Source organism: Massilia sp. UYP11 (genome assembly GCF_050434805.1).
In the GTDB taxonomy this organism is placed as follows: domain Bacteria; phylum Pseudomonadota; class Gammaproteobacteria; order Burkholderiales; family Burkholderiaceae_D; genus Telluria.
The window spans coordinates 437,883-458,686 of the sequence record NZ_JBNDJE010000001.1 but is presented as its reverse complement, the minus strand read 5'-3'; the positions used below and the strand labels follow the sequence as shown (position 1 = coordinate 458,686).

General features: G+C 67.6%; 18 protein-coding genes. 6 read left to right on the top strand and 12 right to left on the bottom strand.

From position 1 onward, the window contains the following. The first annotated feature begins 174 nt into the window (after positions 1-174). From ABIB38_RS02020 to ABIB38_RS02010, 3 genes are all read left to right on the top strand, one after another. Positions 175-1,032: a polysaccharide deacetylase family protein gene (locus ABIB38_RS02020; RefSeq protein WP_429201324.1), complete on the top strand. Its 858-nt coding sequence runs from the start codon at positions 175-177 to the stop codon at positions 1,030-1,032. A gap of 19 nt (positions 1,033-1,051) precedes the next feature. Beyond that, a complete protein-coding gene (locus ABIB38_RS02015) occupies positions 1,052-1,861 on the top strand; it encodes a glycoside hydrolase family 16 protein (RefSeq protein WP_429201322.1) in 810 nt (269 codons plus the stop codon). Positions 1,862-2,107: 246 nt separating this feature from the next. Then, positions 2,108-3,199 (top strand): NADH:flavin oxidoreductase/NADH oxidase, encoded by a 1,092-nt coding sequence (locus ABIB38_RS02010; RefSeq protein ID WP_429201320.1) that lies wholly within the window; start codon positions 2,108-2,110, stop codon positions 3,197-3,199. Here the strand turns inward: ABIB38_RS02010 and ABIB38_RS02005 are convergent. The 11 genes from ABIB38_RS02005 to ABIB38_RS01955 all read right to left on the bottom strand — a co-directional run bounded on the left by ABIB38_RS02005 (position 3,190) and on the right by ABIB38_RS01955 (position 14,053). Next, positions 3,190-4,299, bottom strand: coding sequence for a LytR C-terminal domain-containing protein (locus ABIB38_RS02005; RefSeq protein WP_429201318.1), 1,110 nt, complete (start codon positions 4,297-4,299; stop codon positions 3,190-3,192). The genes ABIB38_RS02010 and ABIB38_RS02005 overlap by 10 nt on opposite strands. A gap of 12 nt (positions 4,300-4,311) precedes the next feature. Then, positions 4,312-5,247 carry a type II secretion system F family protein gene (locus ABIB38_RS02000; RefSeq protein ID WP_429201316.1) on the bottom strand — a complete coding sequence of 312 codons (936 nt, stop codon included), beginning with the start codon at positions 5,245-5,247 and terminating at the stop codon, positions 4,312-4,314. Between the two features lie 7 nt (positions 5,248-5,254). Beyond that, positions 5,255-6,247: a type II secretion system F family protein gene (locus ABIB38_RS01995; RefSeq protein ID WP_429201314.1), complete on the bottom strand. Its 993-nt coding sequence runs from the start codon at positions 6,245-6,247 to the stop codon at positions 5,255-5,257. A 35-nt stretch (positions 6,248-6,282) separates the two neighbouring features. Next, a complete protein-coding gene (locus ABIB38_RS01990) occupies positions 6,283-7,635 on the bottom strand; it encodes a CpaF family protein (RefSeq protein WP_429201313.1) in 1,353 nt (450 codons plus the stop codon). Between the two features lie 45 nt (positions 7,636-7,680). Further along, positions 7,681-8,856: an AAA family ATPase gene (locus tag ABIB38_RS01985; RefSeq protein WP_429201311.1), complete on the bottom strand. Its 1,176-nt coding sequence runs from the start codon at positions 8,854-8,856 to the stop codon at positions 7,681-7,683. Positions 8,857-8,896: 40 nt separating this feature from the next. Next, entirely contained in the window at positions 8,897-9,166 is a 270-nt protein-coding gene (locus ABIB38_RS01980) for a hypothetical protein (RefSeq protein ID WP_429201309.1), read from the bottom strand. A gap of 14 nt (positions 9,167-9,180) precedes the next feature. Next, positions 9,181-10,779, bottom strand: coding sequence for a type II and III secretion system protein family protein (locus ABIB38_RS01975; RefSeq protein WP_429201307.1), 1,599 nt, complete (start codon positions 10,777-10,779; stop codon positions 9,181-9,183). 18 nt (positions 10,780-10,797) lie between these two features. Continuing rightward, positions 10,798-11,646, bottom strand: coding sequence for a Flp pilus assembly protein CpaB (gene cpaB, locus ABIB38_RS01970; protein ID WP_429201305.1), 849 nt, complete (start codon positions 11,644-11,646; stop codon positions 10,798-10,800). Beyond that, entirely contained in the window at positions 11,646-13,079 is a 1,434-nt protein-coding gene (locus ABIB38_RS01965) for an ATP-binding protein (RefSeq protein WP_429201303.1), read from the bottom strand. Before ABIB38_RS01965 ends, cpaB begins: the two co-directional genes overlap by 1 nt. A gap of 120 nt (positions 13,080-13,199) precedes the next feature. Then, positions 13,200-13,748: an A24 family peptidase gene (locus ABIB38_RS01960; RefSeq protein ID WP_429201301.1), complete on the bottom strand. Its 549-nt coding sequence runs from the start codon at positions 13,746-13,748 to the stop codon at positions 13,200-13,202. A 116-nt stretch (positions 13,749-13,864) separates the two neighbouring features. Beyond that, a complete protein-coding gene (locus tag ABIB38_RS01955; RefSeq protein ID WP_429201299.1) occupies positions 13,865-14,053 on the bottom strand; it encodes a Flp family type IVb pilin in 189 nt (62 codons plus the stop codon). Between the two features lie 389 nt (positions 14,054-14,442). On the opposite strand from ABIB38_RS01955, the gene ABIB38_RS01950 reads away from it, so the two are divergent. Further along, on the top strand, positions 14,443-15,477 hold the full coding sequence (locus ABIB38_RS01950) for a GGDEF domain-containing protein (protein ID WP_429201297.1): 1,035 nt from the start codon (positions 14,443-14,445) through the stop codon (positions 15,475-15,477). 48 nt (positions 15,478-15,525) lie between these two features. On the opposite strand, the gene ABIB38_RS01945 is transcribed toward ABIB38_RS01950, so the two are convergent. Next, entirely contained in the window at positions 15,526-16,755 is a 1,230-nt protein-coding gene (locus ABIB38_RS01945; RefSeq protein WP_429201296.1) for an HD-GYP domain-containing protein, read from the bottom strand. 219 nt (positions 16,756-16,974) lie between these two features. Here ABIB38_RS01945 and icmF point away from each other — a divergent pair, with 219 nt between their 5' ends. Continuing rightward, positions 16,975-20,286, top strand: coding sequence for a fused isobutyryl-CoA mutase/GTPase IcmF (gene icmF / locus ABIB38_RS01940; RefSeq protein WP_429201294.1), 3,312 nt, complete (start codon positions 16,975-16,977; stop codon positions 20,284-20,286). Positions 20,287-20,339: 53 nt separating this feature from the next. Next, positions 20,340-20,669 (top strand): hypothetical protein, encoded by a 330-nt coding sequence (locus ABIB38_RS01935; protein WP_429201292.1) that lies wholly within the window; start codon positions 20,340-20,342, stop codon positions 20,667-20,669. Positions 20,670-20,804: the final 135 nt, after the last annotated feature.

Sequence of the window (20,804 nt, the reverse complement as noted above, 5' to 3'; positions counted from 1 at the left end):
TCCATAACGTTATGGGGGTATCTGACGTTGTTTTGCAACACTATGGTGCAGTCCCAAAGCACGATGCGGTGAGCCGTCGGCGCCGCATCCTGTCATCTCTCTCGTTGACACCTGTTTTTGGGCGGTGCTATAGTCGAGTTGACTTTATGGTAACGTTTCCAAACTGGAGCACGGATGCACCATTTTCTTGCCCGCCTCGCGCGCCGCGCCATCATCCGGACCGGCCTGCTCGCGGCCGGCTTTACCTTCGTCATGACGGCGCCCGTGCAGGCAGCCGATGCCGGCTTCGCCTGGCCCGGCGGGGCGCGCGCGGCGGTCAGCCTGGCCTATGACGATGCTCTCGATTCCCAGCTCGACCACGCCATCCCCGTGCTCGACCGCCACGGCATCAAGGGGACGTTCTACCTCGAGCTGTCCAGACCATCGGTGGCCGCGCGCATGCGCGACTGGCGCGCCGCGGCCGCGAACGGCCACGAGCTGGGCAACCACAGCCTGTTCCACCAGTGCTCGGGCGCGGGCCCGGACCGCACCTGGGTCGCGCCGCACCGCGACCTCGACACCACGACACGCGAGCAGATGCGCGACCAGGTCCTGCTCGGCAACACGATGCTGGCCGCGATCGACGGCCGTCACGAGCGCACCTATACCGCGCCCTGTTTCGACGTGGACGCCGGCGGCGGCGACTACCTGACGCCGCTGCACGCGAGCTTCGTGGCGATCAAGGCGGGCAAGGGAGCGTCCATACCGGCGTCGATGGCGGCGCTCGATCCGTTCCGGGTGACGTCGAGCGCGCCGGTGGGCGCGAGCGGTGCGGAACTGATCGCGCAGGTCAGGCAGGCGGCGGCGCAGGGCACCATGATCGCCTTCACCTTCCACGGCATCGGCGGCGACCACCTGAGCGTGTCGTCGCAAGCGCACGAGGAATTGGTCCGCTTCCTCGCCGCCCATCGCGAGGTGTACTGGACCGACACCTTCCTCAACATCATGAAGCACGTCAGGCAGCGGCAGGCAGCCACGCCCGCAGCGCGATGACGTCACCCCAAGGAGACGCATGAAAACGATCGCCACACTGGCTGCGCTGCTCGCGCTGGCCGCCAGCGCGGGCTGCGCCACGCAGCCCGCCGCCGCCATCCCCGCCCCGCCCGGCTGGACCCTCGCATGGAGCGACGAATTCGACGGCGCGGCGCTGGACCGCAGCAAATGGCTCCCTGAGACCGGTGGCCATGGCTGGGGCAACAACGAGATGCAGTTCTATACCGGCCGGCCGGAGAACGTGCGCGTGGAGGACGGCCACCTGGTGATCGAGGCGCGCAAGGAACGCTACGAAGGCAAGGACTACACCTCGGCGCGGCTCAAGACGGCCGGACTGAAGGAAACCCAGTACGGCCGCTACGAGGCGCGCATCAAGGTGCCGAAGGGCCAGGGCATCTGGCCCGCATTCTGGATGCTGGGCGCGAACATCGGCCAGGTCGGCTGGCCGAAGAGCGGCGAGATCGACATCATGGAAATCATCGGCAAGGAGCCAGCCAATGCCTACGGCACCCTGCACGGGCCGGGCTATTCGGGCGAGCACGCCAACAGCCGCGCCAGCACGCTCGAGGGCGCGCAGTACGGCGACGACTTCCACGTGTTCGCCGTCGAATGGGAGCCGAAACAGATCCGCTGGTACCGCGACGGCATCCACTACCACACCGCGACGCCGGATACCGTCAAGGGCGAGTGGGTGTTCGAGCATCCGTTCTTCGTGCTGCTGAACCTGGCCGTGGGCGGCTACTGGCCGGGCTATCCGGATGCCGCGACCCCGTTCCCGCGCCAGATGCTGGTCGATTACGTGCGGGTATATCGCAAGGCCGCGCCCTGACGGCCCCGCCGGGCGGCCAGGATTCCGGGCCGCTTCCTGCAAACAATTTGCATTGGTGCGAGAATACGGTCAGGCACGCAACCCTGACGCAGGGTGCATGCCAGGACCGATTCGACAATCCCGATCTTCTTCCACAGCGACCACAGACGCGAGCCGCCACTTGCTGCCGGCGCGCCAGCGCGCCGTTCTCATCGCGTTCTCATCGTTCTCGCCGCTGCGTGTTGAAGCATCACTTGGAAAGCACCAATGACCGCATTATTCACTCCCTTCACCCTCAAATCCGTCACCCTGCGCAACCGCATCGCGGTGCCGCCAATGTGCCAGTACAGCGCCATCGACGGCGTGACCAATGACTGGCACCGCGCCCACTATGCGTCGATCGCGCGCGGCGGCGCCGGCCTGGTGATCGTCGAAGCCACGGCCGTCACGCCGGAAGGCCGCATCACCCCGGGCTGCGCTGGCCTGTGGAACGACGAACAGGTGACCGGCATGGCCGCCATCGCCGCCAGCATCAAGGCCGCCGGTGCGGTGGCCGGCATCCAGATCGGCCACGCCGGTCGCAAGGCGAGCGCCAACCGTCCGTGGGACGGCAACGCGCACATCCCGAACGACGCGCCGGACGGCTGGCAGACCATCGGCCCATCCGCCGTCGCCTTCGGCGGCGACCTGCCGAAAGTGCCGCACGAGATGACCCTGGACGACATCGCACGCGTGCGCCAGGGCTTCGTCGACGCCGCGCGGCGCGCCCTGGCCGCCGGCTTCGAATGGCTGGAGCTGCACTTCGCCCACGGCTACCTGGCGCAATCCTTCCTGTCGCCGCATTCGAACCGCCGCACCGACGCGTACGGCGGCGACCTCGATGGCCGCGGACGCTTCCTGCTCGAGACCCTGGCCGCGGTGCGCGAGGTATGGCCGCAGCACCTGCCGCTGACAGCGCGCATGGGCGTGATCGAATACGACGGTCGCGACGAAGAGACGCTGGCCGAATCGATCGAGCTGACCCGCCGCATGCGCGCGGGCGGCCTGGACATGCTGAACGTGAGCGTCAACTTCACCGTCCCCGACGTCAAGATTCCCTGGGGTTCGGGCTTCCTGGCGCCGGTCGCCAAGCGCGTGAGGGACGAGGCCGGCCTGCCGGTGGCGTCGTCCTGGTATATCGGCGACCCGCAGGTGGCCAACCAGGCGGTGAATGATGAGCAGATGGACCTGGTGATGGTCGGCCGCGAACACCTGGCCGACCCGCACTACACCTTCCGCGCGGCCAAGGAACTGGGCGTGGAAAACCCGTTCGCCATCCTGCCGCCGCAATACGGCTGGTGGCTGGAACGCTACCGGTAAGCCAACCGCTGCTGGTCCGCCGCCGGCGTGGGCGGCGCCAGGCGCAGGGCCGTGCCGTGGCGCGCCAGGTCGCGGCCCAGCACCAGCCGCAGGTTGAAGGGCGCACCAAGGTCGACTTCTTGCAGTCGGGTGTGACCCAGGCGCTGCGCCAGCCTGCGCGCGGCGCCGGCATGGGGCGCCTCGTATTCGATGCGGGTGTGCGCTACCCCGAAGCCCGGCTCGTTCGACACGCGCGTCACCCGGATGCCGGGTTCATCGATGCGATTGGACAGCGCGCGCGCCATGCCGCTCACGCCATTGCCGTTGCGGATCTCCAGGCGCGCGACCTCCGCGGCAGGCGCTGCGGGCCGCGGCGCCTGCCGCAAGGCCGGCAAGCGCCGTAATTCCATCATGCCGTCGGCCGCGACGTGGACGTAGGCCTGGGCCCAGTCGGGGTGTTGCTGCAAGGCGGGCTGCAGCACAGGCTGCAAGCCGGGCTGCAGGTCAGGCTGTAGTGCGGCAGGCTTGGCCAGCGCCTGGCCGATCGAAGCGACCTTGCTGGTGCCGCCGCTGGCGGCGGCGAAGTCGGCCCGCAGGTCGTGCCCGCGCAGCGCCGCCGCCTGCTTGTCCATCTGCGCGGCGCGCTCGGCCTGTCCCAGCGCCGCCAGGGCGTCGCCCAGCAACTGCCAGGCGCGCGGATCGAGCGGGTCGAGCAGGCAAGCCCGTTCCAGCGCGCCCCGCGCTTCCTCGTACGCGCCGCCCAGCAGGTAAGCCTGCCCCAGGTTGGCGAACAAATATGCCTTTCCCGGTCCCGCATCCAGCCCGATCGGCGCCGTCAGCTCGCGCCAGATGGCAGTCGCCCGTTCCAGTTCCCCTCCTTCGGCGTGCAGGGTCGCCAGGCCGTTGCGCGCGCCGGGATGGCCGGGATCGAGCCGCAGCACGGCCTCGTAGGCGCCGCGCGCGGCGTCCGGCTGCTGGGCCAGGTGCTGCGCGCGGCCGGTACGATAGATCTGCTCGGCCTGCGCGCCGGTGTCGAGGGCGGCGCGCCAGCCGAACGGCGAGCAGGCCATCAGGCCGGCGCACAGCAGCGCAAGGCGGGTCATCTTGAGGGTGCGTCGCATGGGAGACTCCTTTTAGCGCGCGAAGGGCAAGGAACCCAGGGTGCGCGAGATCTGGATCGCGGCCGGTCCGAGCAGGACCATCAGCAGCGTCGGAAAAATGCAGAAGATCAGCGGGAACAGCAGCTTGAGACCGATCTTGGCCGCGGTTTCCTCGGCCATCACGCGCCGCTTGTGGCGCAGGTTCTCGGCATGCACGCGCAGCGAGTCGCCGACGCTGGTGCCGAAGCGCTCGGACTGGATCAGCATCGCGACCAGGGTGTCGACGTCGTCCACGCCCGAGCGCAGCGCGAAGTTACGTAGCGCCTTTTCCTTGGAAAAGCCCGCGCGCATCTCCATCAGCACCAGTTGCAGCTCCTGCGACAGCACCACGCTCTTGATGTGGATTTCGGCCGCCACCTTGACCAGCGCCCGCTCCAGGCTCAGGCCGGCCTCGACGCAGACGGTCAAGAGGTCGAGCGCGTCGGGGATGGTCTCGAAAATCTCGCGCCGGCGCCGCTGCACCACGCGCTCGAGCACCGCGTTCGGGGCGTAGTAGCCGAAGGCGGCGCCCAGCAGCAGGATGCCCAGCACCTTGCCGCCGCTGAGGGACGACCCATACAGCACCAGGAATGGCGCGCACATGGCCGGCATCAGGAGCGCAAGCGCGGTCTTGGACGCGAAGTACAGGGTCGGCGCCGAAGGGTTGCGCCAGCCGGCGTTCATGAAACGGGTGCGCAAGGTCGATTTTTCCCAGCCTTCCTCGGGGATCGACAGCCGGGTGAGGGGACGGGCAACGCTGGCGACGCGCTCGATCCAGCGCACCCCCGCTTCCTGCCCGGTGCGCGGGCCGAGGAAGCGGCGCAGGCGCTCGCGCAGGGCCAGCGGCGCGAACAGCACCAGCGCGACCCAGACCAGCAGGCAGACGACGACGAAGACGATCAGCAGGAAAATCAGTTGGGAAGAAGTCATGGGGGCCTCACACGCGGATGCGGATGGTCTTGCGCAGCCACAGCACGCCGAACACGATCATGCCAAGGCCGTACCACAGCAGGCGCACCCCGGACGGATCGGTCCACAGCATGCGCACGTAGGCCGGGCTGCTGACCAGCATCACGCCCATTACGCCGAACGGCAGCAGGCCCAGGATCCAGGCCGACATGCGTCCCTCGGCCGACAGCACGCGCACGTGCGCCACCAGCTTCAGGCGAGCGCGGATGATCTGGCTGATGTTGCCGAGGATTTCAGCCAGGTTGCCGCCCGATTCGCGCTGGATCAGCACCGCGATGATCAGGTAGCGCAGATCGGTCAGCGGGATGCGTTCGGCCAGGCCGTGCAGGGCCTCGTTCATCGGCACGCCGTAGTTGATTTCCTCGCGCGTGATGCGGAACTCGCCGGCCAGCGGCTCGGGCAGCTCGTTGCCGACGATTTGCAGCACGTTGGTGAACGAGTGGCCGGCGCGCAGCGCGCGCGCGATGAAGTCGGCGGCCTCGGGCAGCTGGTGCTCGATGCGCACCAGGCGTCGCATGCGCATGCGGTGCAGCAGCCACCAGGGCAGGAGCAGGCCGCCGATGCAGGCCAGGAGGCGCGCCGGCAGCGGCACGGCGACGGAACTGACGGCGCCCGAGGTCAGCACCAGGGCCGCCACCAGGCAGCCGAGCGAGCCGGCGAGGAACTGGCCGACCGACCAGGTGGCGCCGGCCTGCACCAGCAGCGCATCGATGCGCCGGGCCAGCGTCAAGCGATGCAGCAGGCGGTCCAGCGCCTCGATGCGGCTGTAGCGGCGCTGCTTGAGGATCGAGATCCTTTCGCCGCTGCGGCCGCTCACGCCGCCGGACATGATCTGCAGGCGGCGCGCGATGCGGCGCGCCGCCGCGCCATGGGTGCTCATCCACCACAGATAGAAGCCCTCGACCGCCAGGATCACGGCCGCGAACACCAGCACCACGAAACCATAGAACAAACCGTCCATATGCGCCCTCAGTCGCTCGCTTCAGTCATTCAAGTTCAGTCAAACCTGCGGTCGGGATCGAACGAATCGTCCGGCACCGGGACCCCAAACAGCTTGAGGCGGTCGGCGAAACGCGGACGCACGCCGGTGGCGCTGAAGTGACCCAGCACCTTGCCGTCGACGTCGACCCCGCTCTGCTCGAAGCGGAAGATCTCCTGCATCGAGATGATCTCGCCCTCCATGCCGGTGATTTCCTGCAGGCTGACCAGCTTGCGCGTGCCGTCGGTCAGGCGCGAGACCTGCACCACCACCGTCACCGCCGACACGATCTGCTGGCGGATCGCGCGCGGCGTCAGGTTCACCGCCGCCATGCTGACCATATTCTCCAGCCGCGACAGCGCGTCGCGCGGCGTGTTCGAGTGGATGGTGGCCAGCGACCCTTCGTGGCCGGTGTTCATCGCCTGCAGCATGTCGAGCGCTTCCGGGCCGCGCACCTCGCCCAGGATGATGCGGTCGGGCCGCATGCGCAGCGCGTTGCGCACCAGCGCGCGCTGCGGCACCTCGCCCTTGCCCTCGATGTTGGCCGGTCGCGTCTCCAGGCGCACCACGTGCGGCTGGCGCAGCTGCAGCTCGGCCGCGTCCTCGATCGTCACCACCCGTTCGGTGGCCGGGATGAAGCCCGAGATCAGGTTGAGCAGGGTGGTCTTGCCGCTGCCGGTGCCGCCCGAGATCAGGATGTTGACCTTGGCCATGCCCAGCCCTTCCAGCACCCGGATCATGGGCTGGGTCATGCTTTTATAGTCGAGCAGGTTCTGCACCGTCAGCGGGCTGCCGCCGAAGCGGCGGATCGACAGGATCGGCCCGTCCACCGCCAGCGGCGGAATGATCGCGTTCACCCGCGAGCCGTCCGGCAGCCTGGCGTCGACCATCGGGCTCGACTCGTCCACCCGGCGGCCAACGCGCGAGACGATCTTTTCGATGATCTTCATCAGGTGGGCGTTGTCGTGGAAGGTGATCTCGGTCAGTTCCAGCCGGCCGTGGCGCTCGACGTAGACCTTGTTGGCGGTATTGACCAGGATGTCCGAGATCGAGGGGTCGGACAGCAGCGGCTCGAGCGGGCCGAAGCCCAGCATCTCGTGCTGGATGTCGAGCACCAGGTGGTGCCGCTCGTGCTGGTTGAGGACGATGCGCTCGTCCTCGATGATGCGCTGGACCAGCAGCGCCAGCTCGTGCTTGAACTGCTCGGCGGTCAGGCGCTTGAGCCGCTCCAGGTCGATCCGGTCGAGGATCATCTGGTGCATCAGCTTCTTGAGTTCCTGATAGGCCTGGTTCGGCGCATCCTGCAGCTCGACGCCGACGCTGGTGATGCGCTCCTGGCCGGACAAGGCAAGTCGTTCGCGAAGGGACATATTGCGTCTTTCGTAACGGGATCAATAATAGGATCAGTAACAGGATCAATAAGCGTCGTCCTGGCGCCCGAACAGGCGGTCCAGCAGCCCGCGGCTTTCCTGGACCCGGTGCGCGGTCACCAGCTCGACCATTTCGGCCAGGCTGCGCGCGGCGAAGCTCGAGCGCGACAACTGCAGCACCGGCACGCCCTGGTTCACCGAATCGGTCACCGCGACGTAGTCGTTGGGGAAGGTGTGCACCACCTCGCAGCCGAGCGCCGCATGCAGGTCTTGCAGGCGCAGCTTGCCGCCCTTCTCGTAGCGGTTGACGATCAGGCGGATGTTGTCCAGCACGTAGCCCAGCGAACGGAAGATGTCGAGCAGGCGCCGCGCGTCGCGGATGTCGGGCAGCGCCAGCTGCAGCACCGGATAGATGGTGTCGGTGACGTCCAGCGCGCGCAGCGACACTGCATCGATCTGGCGCCCGACGTCGAGCAGCACGTAGTCGTAGTTCTGGCGCGCCACGCGCAGGATGGTATCGATGTGCTCCGGCTTGGCCTCTTTCGCGTGGCCGGGATCGTCGGCCGCGGCCAGCACGCCAAAACCCGGCGTGACGTGCACCAGGCACGATTCGAGGAAGGGCCCGTCCACGCGCGCGATCTGGGCGCACACGTCCGACATCGTCATGGCCGGCTTCTGGTCCGACACGTACAGGGCGGCGTCGCCGAACTGGCCGTGCAGGTCGATGAGCAAGACCTTCTTGCCCGCCAGCGTGGCCAGCGCATAGCCGAAGTTGGCCGAGATGAAGGTGGCGCCACTGCCGCCCTTGCAGGCGATGAAGGCCAGCACCTTGCCTTCGCGCAGGCTCGACACGCCGGCAGCGGTGGCGATCCGGTCCATCGCCTCATGGAAGGCGCGGTGCACCAGCGGCAATTGCAGCAGCTCGCGCACGCCGGCGCGCATCGCCGTGATCAACAGGTCGGGCTGGTGCTGGTTGGTGAGCAGCATCAACTGCGAACCCGGGTACTGGCGGCCCAGGCGCTCGAGCAACGCGGCCTCCAGCGGTTCCAGCCCGCTGGCGTCGACGATCACCAGTTGCGGGGCGTCCGGTTCCGGGCGGTCGAGCGCTTCGCGCAGGCTGGCGCGGGTGGCGGCCAGATGCAGGGGCGGCACCCGCGCCGCGCCCTGCGAGGCCAGCTCCGCGTACAAGTGACTGTCACGGCTGATCAGGAGCGCTCTCATGGCAACTCCGGACGAGGGACTTCTGCTCCGCGCGCGTCCATCACTGGTCCACCATCGCCGCCGGCGGCCCAAGTTCCGGCCGGGCGAACGAGCGCTGGTAGTTGTCGATGGCGGCGCGCGCGGCGCGGCCATCGAGGCCCAGGGCGGGATCGCGGCTGGCGGCGCCGCTCGGGTCGAGCACCTGGGCCGCCAGGTTGCTGCGGGTGGCCGCGCCGAAGCGCGCATCCCAGTCCGGCGTGGTCGAGACGCACCCCGGCGCGCCGCAGGCGAGCAGCGCCAGCACCGCCCATCGTTTGAATGTGGTTCGCATCGCATTCCCCTATGTCAGTTCGAAGCCGCCGGCGTCAGTTCGAAATTACCGGATGCCGTCCCGGATACCGGACTGGATACCGCGGCCGGCGCTGCGGCGGCGGACGGCTCCCCTTCCAGCCGCCCGCCCAGCATCAGGCCGGCGCGCGACGGCACGACATGGCCGTCGGTGGGCAGCACGTGGCTGCCGCCCGGCAGCGGCTTGACCAGGCGCGCCGTGATCACGAACACCAGCTCGGTGCGGTCCTGCTGGTAGTCGGTGCTGCGAAACAGCGCGCCCAGCACCGGAATCTCGCCCAGGCCCGGCAAGCCCTTCATGTTGGCGATCAGGTTGTTGCGCACCAGGCCGCCGATCGCGAAGCTCTGGCCGTCGTGCAGCTGCACCGTGGTGCTGGCGCGGCGCGTGGTCACCAGCGGCATGATCGCGGTGCCGTTGATGCCGGTGGCGGTGATGCCGATCCCTTCGCGCGACAGTTCGGACACCTCGGGCGACACCTTCAGGTTGATGCGCCCGCCCGACAGAACGGTCGGGGTGAAGCGTACGCCGACCCCGAATTCCTTCTCTTCCAGCGTGACGCGGTCGTCGTCCTGCGACACCGGGATGTAGAACTTGCCTCCGGCCAGGAACGAGCCTTCCTGGCCGCTGATGGCCAGCACGTTCGGCTCGGCCAGGATACGCACCAGGCCATCGAGCTTGTCGGCCTCGATGGCGAAGCGGTTGCCATTGGTCTTGAGCCCCGACAGGCTGCCGCGCGCCAGGCCGGTCAGGAAATCGGTGGCCAGGGTGGTGGTCCAGCTGCCGGAGCCGAAACTGAAGCGGGTGCCGGTCTCGAGCCGTTCGAGCAGGGTGCGCGAGACCTCGGCCACCTTGACCTCGAGCTGCACCTGCTGCGGCGCGCTCACCGCCAGCAGGTTGACCACCCGGGCGCCGGCGCCACCCGCCGCGCCGCCCCCGCCGCCATTCCTTCCCACCACGATCACGCCGTCGGTATCGTTTTCCTTGTCGGCCGCCGGCAGCTGGCGCAGCGGGCGACGCACGTAGGCGCCGGCCAGTTCCACCGCACGCTGCACGGCGGCGGCGTCGCTGACGGTGCCGGTCAGGATCAGGCTGTCGTTGGCCGCCATCACGCGGATGTCCTGCTCGTCCGGCATGGCGGCCTTGAGCGTGGCTTCCAGCCCGCTCGGGTCCATCGCGATGGTGATGTCGATCACGCTGCACAAGCCGCTACGGCCCTGCACGATCATATTGGTGCTGCCGACATCGACGGCGGCGATGTACAAGGTGTCGGGGGCGACCAGCATGGCCTGCACCACGGCCGGGTTGCCGACGCTGCGCCGGGCCACCTTCTCGGGCAGGCGCAGCATGGTCGACTTGCCCATCTGGAGCGCCATCGTGGCCGGCCGCGCCGCCTCGCCGCGGCATCCTTCGGCAGCATGCGCGGGCGGCTCGCCCGCGCTGCGGGTGGGCGCCGGTTTCTTGGGCGCCGGCTTCGGTTCCGCCGCCTGTTGGATGGCGGCGGTGGTGGGCGCGGCGCTGGCCAGGGCCGGGCCGGCCAGCGCTGCGAGGACGGCGGCAAGGGCGACGCGCAATGCGATCGGAGAACGTCGTTTCATGATCGGTCCAGTCGGTGGTCAGAAGCATTCCTGCGAGGCGTGCAGGCCATTGATGACGCTGATGCAGTCGCGCTTGGGCGGGGCCGGCGCGCGCACCTGCTGCACGCGCGGCCGCGGCGGGGCCCGCACCACCGGCGGCGGCGCGGCGGCGGCGATCGTGGGCAACAGGTTTTCCTTGGTCGCGCCGAGGGTGGCGGCGGCGGCCGGATCGACCTGGTTGCGCAGCGCCAGCGACAGGGTGCCCACGCTGCGCGCCAGGTCCAGTTTTTCGGCCTCGGCCGGGGTCACCTCGAGCGTGACGGCATTGACCACCCTGGGCTTGGTCTCGTCGCGGCTCACTTCCTGCGCCACCGCCAGCACCAGGATCCGCTCCAGCACGATCTTCGAGATGCTCTGCTCGCGCGCCCGGGCCGCGTTCGGCTCCAGCATGGTTTCGGTACTGACGATGATGTCGACGTAGTTGCCTGGCAGGGTGAAGCCGGCCACCCCGATCACGTCATTGACGCGCACCGTGATCGCGCGCTTGCCCTCGGTGATCAGGGCCGACAGGCCCCCCAGGGTGCCGGCCGGAGCCAGCTTGGCTTCGCTGATCGGTTCGCCCGCGAGCAGGCTGCTGCGCAATACCCGTCCGCCCAGCGGCGCCGGATCGGTAAAGGCGCCCTTCGGCACGCTGTCGGCCGGCCAGTCGGCCAGCTTGAACATCTCGGGTGTCAGGCGTTGCCCGATGTCGACGTCGGCCTTGGCGACGACGATCCGGCCGGCGCTCGCACCCGGGGCATTGAGCAGCCAGCTTGCCGCCAGCGCCACCGCCAGCAGGCCCAGCACCACCGCCAGTGCCATCATGGTCACGGCACGTTTGTTCTTCATCACGCATCCCCTTCCTTGTCTGCTGCATCCGCCGCCGGCGGGTTCGGTGCACAAGGCAGCGCGGGCGGCAGGGCGCTGGCTCCAAACAGACTGCTCCAGGCCTGGACCAGGCCGTCCACGTCGCAGCGCGGCGCGCGGCCGGCGAAGCCGGCAAAGTCGGCGATCCGCCCCAGCAGCTCGTGCGGCCAGGCAGCCAGCAGCGGGCGCCGCGTGCGGCGATGCAGTTCGTCGACAAGAAAGTCGAATGCCGTTTCGTCGAAGTCGATGCGGCGCAACCGCGCCTGGCGCCGCAGCAGCGCGCGGTAATTCGATTCGGACAGCGGCCCGACGGCGATGCGGTAGCCGATGCGGCGCAGGCAGGCGTCGTCCAGCACCGATTCGGGCGCCAGGCTGGTGGCCAGCACCAGGTTGGCGTCGAACGGCAGCGCGTGGCTCGGGCCGTGCGGCACCGTCACGTGGTCCTGGCCGGCCTCGAGCGCGCCCAGCCAGCGGTGCAGCAGCTCGCCGGCCGGCATCCGTTGACGTCCCAGGTCGTCCAGCACCAGCAGTCCATTGTTGGCCAGGATGTGGGGCGGCGCGCGCAGCACGCCGCTGGCGGCGTCCACCCGCAGTTCCAGCATGTCACGCGTAAGCTCGGCGCCGACGTGCACCAGCGGCCGCTGGCTCAGGGCCCAGCGCGCGTCGCAGCTGCGGCGCTCTTCCAGGCCGCGCATCTGCAGCGGCGGCGGATGCAGGGCCGGATCGTGCAGCTGCACGATCTCGTGGTTGACCAGCACCGCGTACGGCACCGCGATCGGATCCCGGCGCAGGCGGGCGAACTTGCGCGCCAGGGTGGTCTTGCCGCTGCCGGACGGGCCGTACAGCAGCAGCGGACGGCCGGAATACAGGGCCGCGCCGATCAGCTCGCGCATCGCCGGTTCCAGGCCGTCGCCGTCGAGCACCGCTTCGAGTTCGGCGCGCGCCACGCGCGGCGCGTCCGGCTGGCGCTGCGACTGCTGCGCCACCGCCGCGCGCCAGGCCGCCAGCGTCACCGGCGCAGGGCCAACATAGCGCGACTCGGCCAGGTGCTCGCCCGCGGCGCGCGCGCCGGCGGCGGTGAGCTGGTAGTGCACGTCGAGATCGGTCTCGCCCGAATAAGCGACTTCAGCCTGCTGGCCGGCGACCAGGCCCTGCAGCACTTCGCGCACCACGCTGACCGACAACCGCAAGCGTCCGGTGAGCCTGGATAGCGGCGTCTTGCCGCCCGCATGCAGGACCTTGAGCACCAGCCCCGTCACCAGGCGCGGATCGAGCCCGGTGTCGCGTACGGTGCGCGGCTGGCGTGGCAGCACGGCGGCTACGTCGCCATCGCTGGACGACGCGCCGGTCCCGGACCCGAACGAGGATGCATCGTGCCCGGCGGTGGCCGTGGTGGCCGACAACATTCCCATCATGAATCCTCCTGCCATGAAAATGTTTCGTAAGACCTTGATTTGATTCTAGCGAGCAGCCCCAGCAGGCACTTGATACCTGACAAAGGGCCAACAAAGGCAGAACAAGGCCGGACGGTGGTATCAAAGAAATGGACGATCGGCATAGCGGCTGACCAGCAAGGCGATGGCGCCGGCGGCGATCGCCACCCCGTAGGGAATCGATCCGGCGCTGGGCGGACCGCCGGCGCTGCCGGGCGTCGGCGCGCGCGGCAGCCGCAACAGCGCGGGCCGCACGATCCCCCACAGGTTCGACAACGCCATGCGCAGGCGGCCCTTGAAGACGAGCACGGCGAGCGCCATCACGCCGCCCGCGCACCAGGCCAGGATGGCGATGCGTAGTGCGTCGCCGGGGCCGGCGAAGGCGCCCACGGCCGCCATCATCTTGACGTCCCCGGCTGCCATGCCGCGGATCAGGTAAAAAGGAAGAAAGACCGCCAGTCCGGTCGCCGCTCCGCCCAGCCAGGCGAGCAGCCCATCCACCGGTTGCGGCGACAGCAAGTGCAAGACCAGGGCGCCGAGCATGCCGGCGGCCAGCAGCCGGTTCGGGATGCGGCGACTTTCCAGGTCCTTGAGCGCCGCCGCGCTGACCAGCAGCAGCAGCAGCGTATCGAGGTAAAGTGCGACAGCCATGATCGGGTTCCTCGAGATTGAAAAAGCCCCGCCTGGGCCAGGTCCGACAACCCGCGCGGGGCCAACCGAAAAAAAAAGCCCCCCAGGGCCGAACCGCGTCCCGGGGGGCAGGCAGATTACGGAGGAGTTGGAGTGTCGAACTGGTCTCGGATGTACTCGAAGGCCAGCTTGATCTCGTCGCCGACTTCGCCGGCGACACCGGCCATCACCACGCCGATGAGGGCGGCGATCAGGCCATACTCGATGGCGGTCACACCGTTTTCGTCAGCGAAAAATGCTTTGATGGCGGAGGTAATCGTGCTCATGACAAACTCCTTATGATGGTTGAGGAAATACTGGCTGCGACTGGGCCCCGTCGCCACTGCTGTGTTGCGTTTGCCAGTGAGTTCACTTTACCGATTAGTGCCCTACGGCAAGTTGACTACCCACAACTTTTCCGTATGGAAATGCGTGCTTCTGATAAGAAACAAGTTCGCCGGGCGACATGGTGGGATTGTGGGAAACGATGGATAAAAATTGTCAAGAATAGTTGCCGTTAATACAAAAAAGTATTATGCTGTTTTGCTCGACCGCTGAAAATGCGGCACCGCTGTTCGTGGCCCAGGACGTCCATTCAGGACGGTCCGCCTGTGCTCCACGCCCTGCGCGGGCAGTCTCTCCCGGTACCCTTATTGTTTGGTCTGATAACGACGACATGGATTCCCTGCTGCGACACATGGTGGACATGACCGGCCACCGCGATCACACCATGCTGGACATTTCCGTGATTTCAGCGGTCCAGGAATTGTCCGGCGCGGCCCGCACCCGGGTGCTCACCATCGCCAGCGTCGGCGGGCAGTACTTCGCGCGTTCGCGCGCCTGCATCCACGCGGGTGGCGTGGCCTGCCTCGAAGAGCCGCAGGACAGCGGTCCCGGCGAACCCATTGCGCTGTATCCCGAACTGGGCGCCTGCCTGCGCCGCCACGAACCGCGCGCCGAAAGCATCGGCGCCGACGGCCTGCGCCGCCTGTGGCTGCCGATCTGGTTTGGCGACAAGCCCGACACCTGCCTCGAGATCGTGCACGTCGAACCGTTCACGCCCGAGGCGCTGTACATGGTCGACGGGATCGTCAGCGTGTACCGCAACTTCCAGAACCTGCTCGACTACAGCGAGCGCGACTCGCTCACGGGCCTGCTCAACCGCAAGACCTTCGACGACCAGCTGGCGCGCATGCTGCACGTCTCCGAGACCGACGCCACGGCCCACGGCCAGGCCGAGCGGCGCCACCCCAAAGGCGAAGAAAAGCAGTGGCTGGCGGTGGTCGACGTCGACCACTTCAAGGGCGTCAACGACCGCTTCGGCCACCTGTACGGCGACGAGGTGCTGATCCTGATCGCCAACCTGCTGCAGTCGTCGTTCCGCGCCCAGGACCGGGTATTCCGCTTCGGCGGCGAGGAATTCGTGGTGCTGCTGCGCTCGACGAACCTGGAGAACGCCCGCCGCATCATCGAGCGCTTCCGCGCCGACGTCGAGCACCACGACTTCCCGCAGGTGGGCAGGGTCACCGTCAGCATCGGCTTTACCAGCGTCAGCGCCGCCGATTCGCCGGTGGTCACGCTCGGCCACGCCGACCAGGCCCTGTACTACGCCAAGGCGCATGGCCGCAACCGCGTATGCCACTACGAAGAGCTGGTCGCCGGCGGCCTGCTGCAGACCGTGGCCGTCAACGACACCGCCGAATTCTTTTGACGATCGTCGTCGGCGCCGCCCTGCGCTGCCGCGGCGGATGGCCGGCGCTCAGGCCTCGGCCAGCTGCATGAAACGCAGCGGCTCGACCTGCCACTTGGCGGCCGACTCATGGCGCACGATGCGGTCGCCGCCGCCGAAGCCCACCGCGCGCGACAGGTCGACCGTCTCGGGGCGGATATAGACCTGCTTCTTCGCATGGAAGAACACGTTCACCTTCGGCGTGAGCAGGCTCGATTCGTGCGGCTCGACAACCACGCCCAGCCGGCCCGACTCCAGCAGCACCAGGGTGCCGACCGGGTAGATGCCGACGCAGCGCATGAATTCCTGGACCAGCACCGGATCGAAGTGGTGCTTGCTCCACTCGTAGATCTTGCGTAGCGCCTCGGCCGCCGGAATGCCCTTGTGGTAGCAGCGGTCGGACGTGATCGCGTCGTACACGTCGACGATGGCCGCCATCTGCGCCAGCTCGCTGATGCCGTCCCCCGCCTGGCGGTCCGGATAGCCGCTGCCGTCGCGCCGCTCATGGTGGTGCAGCGTGATGTCGAGCGGCACCGGGCCGATGCCGGGCGTCTTCACCAGGAGGTCGTGGCCGTCGCGCGGATGGCGCTTGACGATGTCGAATTCGGCGTCGGTCAGGCGGCCCTGCTTGTTGAGGATGGCGTCCGGCACCATGGCCTTGCCGGTGTCGTGCAGCAGGCCGCCCAGGCCGGCCTGGTAGATGGTTTCCTCGTCCATGCCGCGCGAGCGGCAGAAGGCGACCAGCAGCGCGCACACGCTCACCGAATGCAGGAAGGTATAGTCGTCCTTGTTCTTGAGCCGCAGGAGGCTGGGCAAGGCGCCCGAGTTGCGCAGGATCGATTCGGTAACGCTCTGCACCACCGGGCCCACCTGGTCCAGCTCGACGGCCTTGCCCAGGCGCGCATCCCGCATCACGGCGCGCACCAGGTCGCCGGCCTGGCGCCGCACATGGATGGCGCGCTGCAATTCCTCGGCCAGCGGCACCCGCACGCGCGCGAACGCCGTGGCGGTGTGCGCCAGCGCCGTTACCTCGGCTTCGGTGGCGGCCGCGCTGTCGTCGGCGGTCGGCGCGTCGACGTCCAGGCCGCGGCGGCAATCGATCAAGATGCCGCGGATGCGCGCCTCGACGATCTTGCGGATCTCGGCCTCGTTAGTGATCAGGAACTGGTTGCGTACGAACGGATGCTCCATCCAGCCGCAATCCAGGTCGTGGATGAACATGCCCACCCTGAGCTGTGAAGAATCCACTTTTTTCAGCATCTGTCGTGTCTCTTCTTTTGCATGAAATACCGGCGCCACTCGCCTATGCAGCAAGTATAACAAGATGATTGCTAAATTGAACTTAATGTTGCATTAGAGATACGCAATGTGAAATGGATCGAAGGCAGTCGTATTACTTCGCCGCGAGCTTGACGTTAACGTTAACGTCAGATACCGTACCAGCATCGCGTCCTCACCGCTCACAAGGACTTTTCCCTCATGAACGACATCATCACCGCGCCGAAACCCGCAGCGAAGCTCAACCTGCCCGAACAGCCGCGCCTGGCGAACAAGGTCCGTTTCGTCACCGCCGCCTCGCTGTTCGACGGCCACGACGCCTCGATCAACATCATGCGCCGCATCCTGCAGTCGAACGGCGCCGAGGTGATCCACCTCGGCCACAACCGCTCGGTCGACGAGGTGGTCACCGCGGCGCTGGCCGAGGACGTGCAGGGCATCGCCATCTCGAGCTACCAGGGCGGCCACGTCGAATACTTCAAGTACATGATCGACCTGCTGCGCCAGCGCGGGGGCGAGCACATCAAGGTGTTCGGCGGCGGAGGCGGGGTGATCGTCCCGAGCGAGATCGAGGACCTGCACGCGTATGGCGTGACGCGCATCTTCAGCCCGGAAGACGGCCAGCGAATGGGCCTGGTCGGCATGATCCGCTCGATGCTCGAAGCCTGCGACGTCGACCTGTCGCCCTATGCCCCGACCTCGCTCGCGGCGCTGCGCAGCGGCGACATCGCGGCGCGCCACCGCCCGCTGGCCCAGCTGATCACGGCGCTCGAGAACGATCGCGTAGAGCCAGCGCTGCGCAAGGAGATCCTCGACACGGCCGACACGCTGCGCGTGCCGACCCTGGGCATCACCGGGACCGGCGGCGCCGGCAAATCGTCGCTGACCGATGAACTGATCCGCCGCATCCGCCTCGACCAGGGCGACCGCCTGAACATCGCCGTGATCTCGATCGACCCGTCGCGCCGCAAGTCGGGCGGCGCCCTGCTGGGCGACCGCATCCGCATGAATGCGATCAATCCATGGAACGGACGGCAGCGCGTGTTCATGCGCTCGCTGGCCACGCGCGAGGCGGGCTCCGAGATCTCGCAGGCCCTGCCCGACGTGATCGCCGCCTGCAAGGTCGCCGGCTTCGACCTCGTGATCGTCGAGACCTCGGGCATCGGCCAGGGCGACGCCGCCATCGTGCCGCACGTCGACACCGCGATGTACGTGATGACCCCGGAATTCGGCGCCGCCTCGCAGCTCGAAAAGATCGACATGCTCGATTTCGCCGATCTCATCGCGATCAACAAGTTCGACCGCAAGGGCGCGCTCGACGCGCTGCGCGACGTCGCCAAGCAATACCAGCGCAACCGCGAACTGTGGTCGATGAGCCCGGACCAGATGCCGGTCTACGGCACCCAGGCCTCGCGCTTCAACGACGACGGCGTGACTGCCCTGTACCACGGCCTGCTGCCGAAACTGGCCGAGCTGGGCTTGCCGCTCGAGAGCGGCAAGCTGCAGGCGCCGGCGCAGCGCTACTCGAGCGGCAAGAACGTGATCGTGCCGCCCGCGCGCAGCCGCTACCTGGCCGAGATCGCCGACACCGTGCGCGGCTACCACCGCACGGTCGGCAAGCAGGTCCAGCTCGCGCGCGAGCGCCAGCAGTTGCAGGAGGCCAAACGCATGCTCGCTGCCGCCGGCAAGGGCGTTGCTCAGTCAGCCGACCTCGATGACCTGATCGCCGAGCGCGACAACGCCATGGACGGCGAAGCCAGGGCGCTGGTCGCCGCCTGGCCGCAGCTGCAGGCGACCTACGCGGGCGAAGAGCACGTGGTGAAAATCCGCGACAAGGAAATCCGCACGCGCCTGATTTCGACGACCTTGTCCGGCAATCCGGTGCGCAAGGTGGCGCTGCCGCGCTTCGAGGACCATGGCGAAATCCTGCGCTTCCTGATGCTGGAAAACGTGCCAGGTGCGTTTCCGTACACCGCCGGGGTATTCCCCTTCAAGCGCGAGGGCGAGGATCCGACCCGCATGTTCGCCGGCGAGGGCGACGCCTTCCGCACCAACCGCCGTTTCAAGCTCGTTTCGACCGGCATGGACGCCAAGCGCCTGTCGACCGCCTTCGACTCGGTGACCCTGTACGGCGCCGACCCGGCGCTGCGTCCGGACATCTACGGCAAGGTCGGCAACTCGGGCGTGTCGATCGCGACGCTGGACGACATGAAGGTGCTGTACGACGGCTTCGACCTGTGCAGCCCATCGACCTCGGTCTCGATGACCATCAACGGCCCGGCCCCGACCATCCTGGCGATGTTCATGAATACCGCCATCGACCAGCAGATGGACAAGTTCGTGGAAAACAACGGGCGCCAGCCGAGCGCCGAAGAAGCGGAGCACATCCGCGCCTGGGTGCTCACCGCCGTGCGCGGCACCGTGCAGGCCGACATCCTGAAGGAAGACCAGGGCCAGAACACCTGCATCTTCTCGACCGAGTTCTCGCTGAAGGTGATGGGAGACATCCAGGAATATTTCGTGACGCACGGCGTGCGCAATTTTTACTCGGTGTCGATCTCGGGCTACCACATCGCCGAAGCCGGCGCAAATCCGATCTCGCAGCTGGCGTTCACCCTGTCGAACGGCTTCACTTTCGTGGAAGCCTACCTGGCGCGCGGCATGCACATCGACGACTTCGCGCCGAACCTGTCGTTCTTCTTCTCGAACGGCATGGACCCGGAATACACGGTGCTGGGCCGCGTGGCGCGCCGCATCTGGGCGGTGGCCATGCGCGACAAGTACGGCGCCAACGAGCGCAGCCAGAAGCTCAAGTACCATATCCAGACCTCGGGCCGCTCGCTGCACGCGCAGGAGATCGACTTCAACGACATCCGCACCACCCTGCAGGCGCTGATCGCGATCTACGACAACTGCAATTCGCTGCACACCAATGCCTATGACGAGGCGATCACCACGCCGACCGACGAATCGGTGCGCCGGGCCCTGGCGATCCAGCTGATCATCAACCGGGAATGGGGCCTGGCCAAGAACGAGAACCCGAACCAGGGCGCCTTCATCATGGACGAGCTGACCGACCTGGTCGAAGAGCAGGTGCTGCAGGAGTTCGAGCGCATCGCCGAGCGCGGCGGGGTACTGGGCGCGATGGAGACCGGCTACCAGCGCGGCAAGATCCAGGAAGAGTCGATGCTGTACGAGCACCGCAAGCACGACGGCAGCCTGCCGATCATCGGCGTCAATACCTTCCGCAACCCGAAGGGCGCCGCGCTGCCGGCCACGATCGAACTGGCCCGCTCGACCGACGAGGAAAAGCAGTCGCCATTGCAGCGCCTGGAAGACTTCCAGCGCCGCAACGCCGATGCGGCGCCCGGCGCGCTGGCCGCCCTGCGCCAGGCCGCGATCGACGACGAGAACGTGTTCGCGCGCCTGATGGACGCGGTGCGCGTATGCTCGCTGGGCCAGATCACGACCGCGCTGTTCGAGGTCGGTGGGCAGTATCGCCGCAATATGTAGTGTGCAGCCACGAGGACGCATAGAATGGTTCCGTCCCCACCACGGAGCCATGCATGACGATCCAGCCCGACCAGCTTGCCGCCCTGATGCGCGAAGTCGAACGGGAAGACCCGATCGATTTCGCCGACCTGCCCTTCCCCGAGGACGAGATGCGCGCCATCGTCGCCAACCACCTGTGCGAGATGGCGGCGGCGATGGAAAGCTTCAGCGAGGAAGACCGTGCGCTGACCCTGCTCGCCGTATCGGCCAAGCTGGTGCTGGAAAACCTGGTGCTGCACGTGCAACTGTTGCGGCGCCATGGCTTGCCGGTGGGCGAGAACGTCGAGGCCCTGCTGGGCCGGCTGCGCCGCGATCCCGGCCCCGAAGGCGGCGGCGAGGGATAATTTTCCCGGCATAGACATTTTCTCAACATCCATGCACGCTGCATCGGATAAGTTTTGCAACAGCCGTGTCCGTTTGTACACTGGGTGCGCGGTTCCTTCAGGTATGATTTGTTGTTGAGAATTTCGCTTACCTGG

Excerpts from the sequence above, each read along its gene's own strand:
- ABIB38_RS02020 (WP_429201324.1), top strand. The coding sequence starts at position 175 with ATGCACCATTTTCTTGCCCGCCTCGCGCGCCGCGCCATCATCCGGACC.
- ABIB38_RS02015 (WP_429201322.1), top strand. The coding sequence starts at position 1,052 with ATGAAAACGATCGCCACACTGGCTGCGCTGCTCGCGCTGGCCGCCAGC.
- ABIB38_RS02010 (WP_429201320.1), top strand. The coding sequence starts at position 2,108 with ATGACCGCATTATTCACTCCCTTCACCCTCAAATCCGTCACCCTGCGC.
- ABIB38_RS02005 (WP_429201318.1), bottom strand. The coding sequence starts at position 4,299 with ATGCGACGCACCCTCAAGATGACCCGCCTTGCGCTGCTGTGCGCCGGC.
- ABIB38_RS02000 (WP_429201316.1), bottom strand. The coding sequence starts at position 5,247 with ATGACTTCTTCCCAACTGATTTTCCTGCTGATCGTCTTCGTCGTCGTC.
- ABIB38_RS01995 (WP_429201314.1), bottom strand. The coding sequence starts at position 6,247 with ATGGACGGTTTGTTCTATGGTTTCGTGGTGCTGGTGTTCGCGGCCGTG.
- ABIB38_RS01990 (WP_429201313.1), bottom strand. The coding sequence starts at position 7,635 with ATGTCCCTTCGCGAACGACTTGCCTTGTCCGGCCAGGAGCGCATCACC.
- ABIB38_RS01985 (WP_429201311.1), bottom strand. The coding sequence starts at position 8,856 with ATGAGAGCGCTCCTGATCAGCCGTGACAGTCACTTGTACGCGGAGCTG.
- ABIB38_RS01980 (WP_429201309.1), bottom strand. The coding sequence starts at position 9,166 with ATGCGAACCACATTCAAACGATGGGCGGTGCTGGCGCTGCTCGCCTGC.
- ABIB38_RS01975 (WP_429201307.1), bottom strand. The coding sequence starts at position 10,779 with ATGAAACGACGTTCTCCGATCGCATTGCGCGTCGCCCTTGCCGCCGTC.
- cpaB (WP_429201305.1), bottom strand. The coding sequence starts at position 11,646 with ATGAAGAACAAACGTGCCGTGACCATGATGGCACTGGCGGTGGTGCTG.
- ABIB38_RS01965 (WP_429201303.1), bottom strand. The coding sequence starts at position 13,079 with ATGATGGGAATGTTGTCGGCCACCACGGCCACCGCCGGGCACGATGCA.
- ABIB38_RS01960 (WP_429201301.1), bottom strand. The coding sequence starts at position 13,748 with ATGGCTGTCGCACTTTACCTCGATACGCTGCTGCTGCTGCTGGTCAGC.
- ABIB38_RS01955 (WP_429201299.1), bottom strand. The coding sequence starts at position 14,053 with ATGAGCACGATTACCTCCGCCATCAAAGCATTTTTCGCTGACGAAAAC.
- ABIB38_RS01950 (WP_429201297.1), top strand. The coding sequence starts at position 14,443 with ATGGATTCCCTGCTGCGACACATGGTGGACATGACCGGCCACCGCGAT.
- ABIB38_RS01945 (WP_429201296.1), bottom strand. The coding sequence starts at position 16,755 with ATGCTGAAAAAAGTGGATTCTTCACAGCTCAGGGTGGGCATGTTCATC.
- icmF (WP_429201294.1), top strand. The coding sequence starts at position 16,975 with ATGAACGACATCATCACCGCGCCGAAACCCGCAGCGAAGCTCAACCTG.
- ABIB38_RS01935 (WP_429201292.1), top strand. The coding sequence starts at position 20,340 with ATGACGATCCAGCCCGACCAGCTTGCCGCCCTGATGCGCGAAGTCGAA.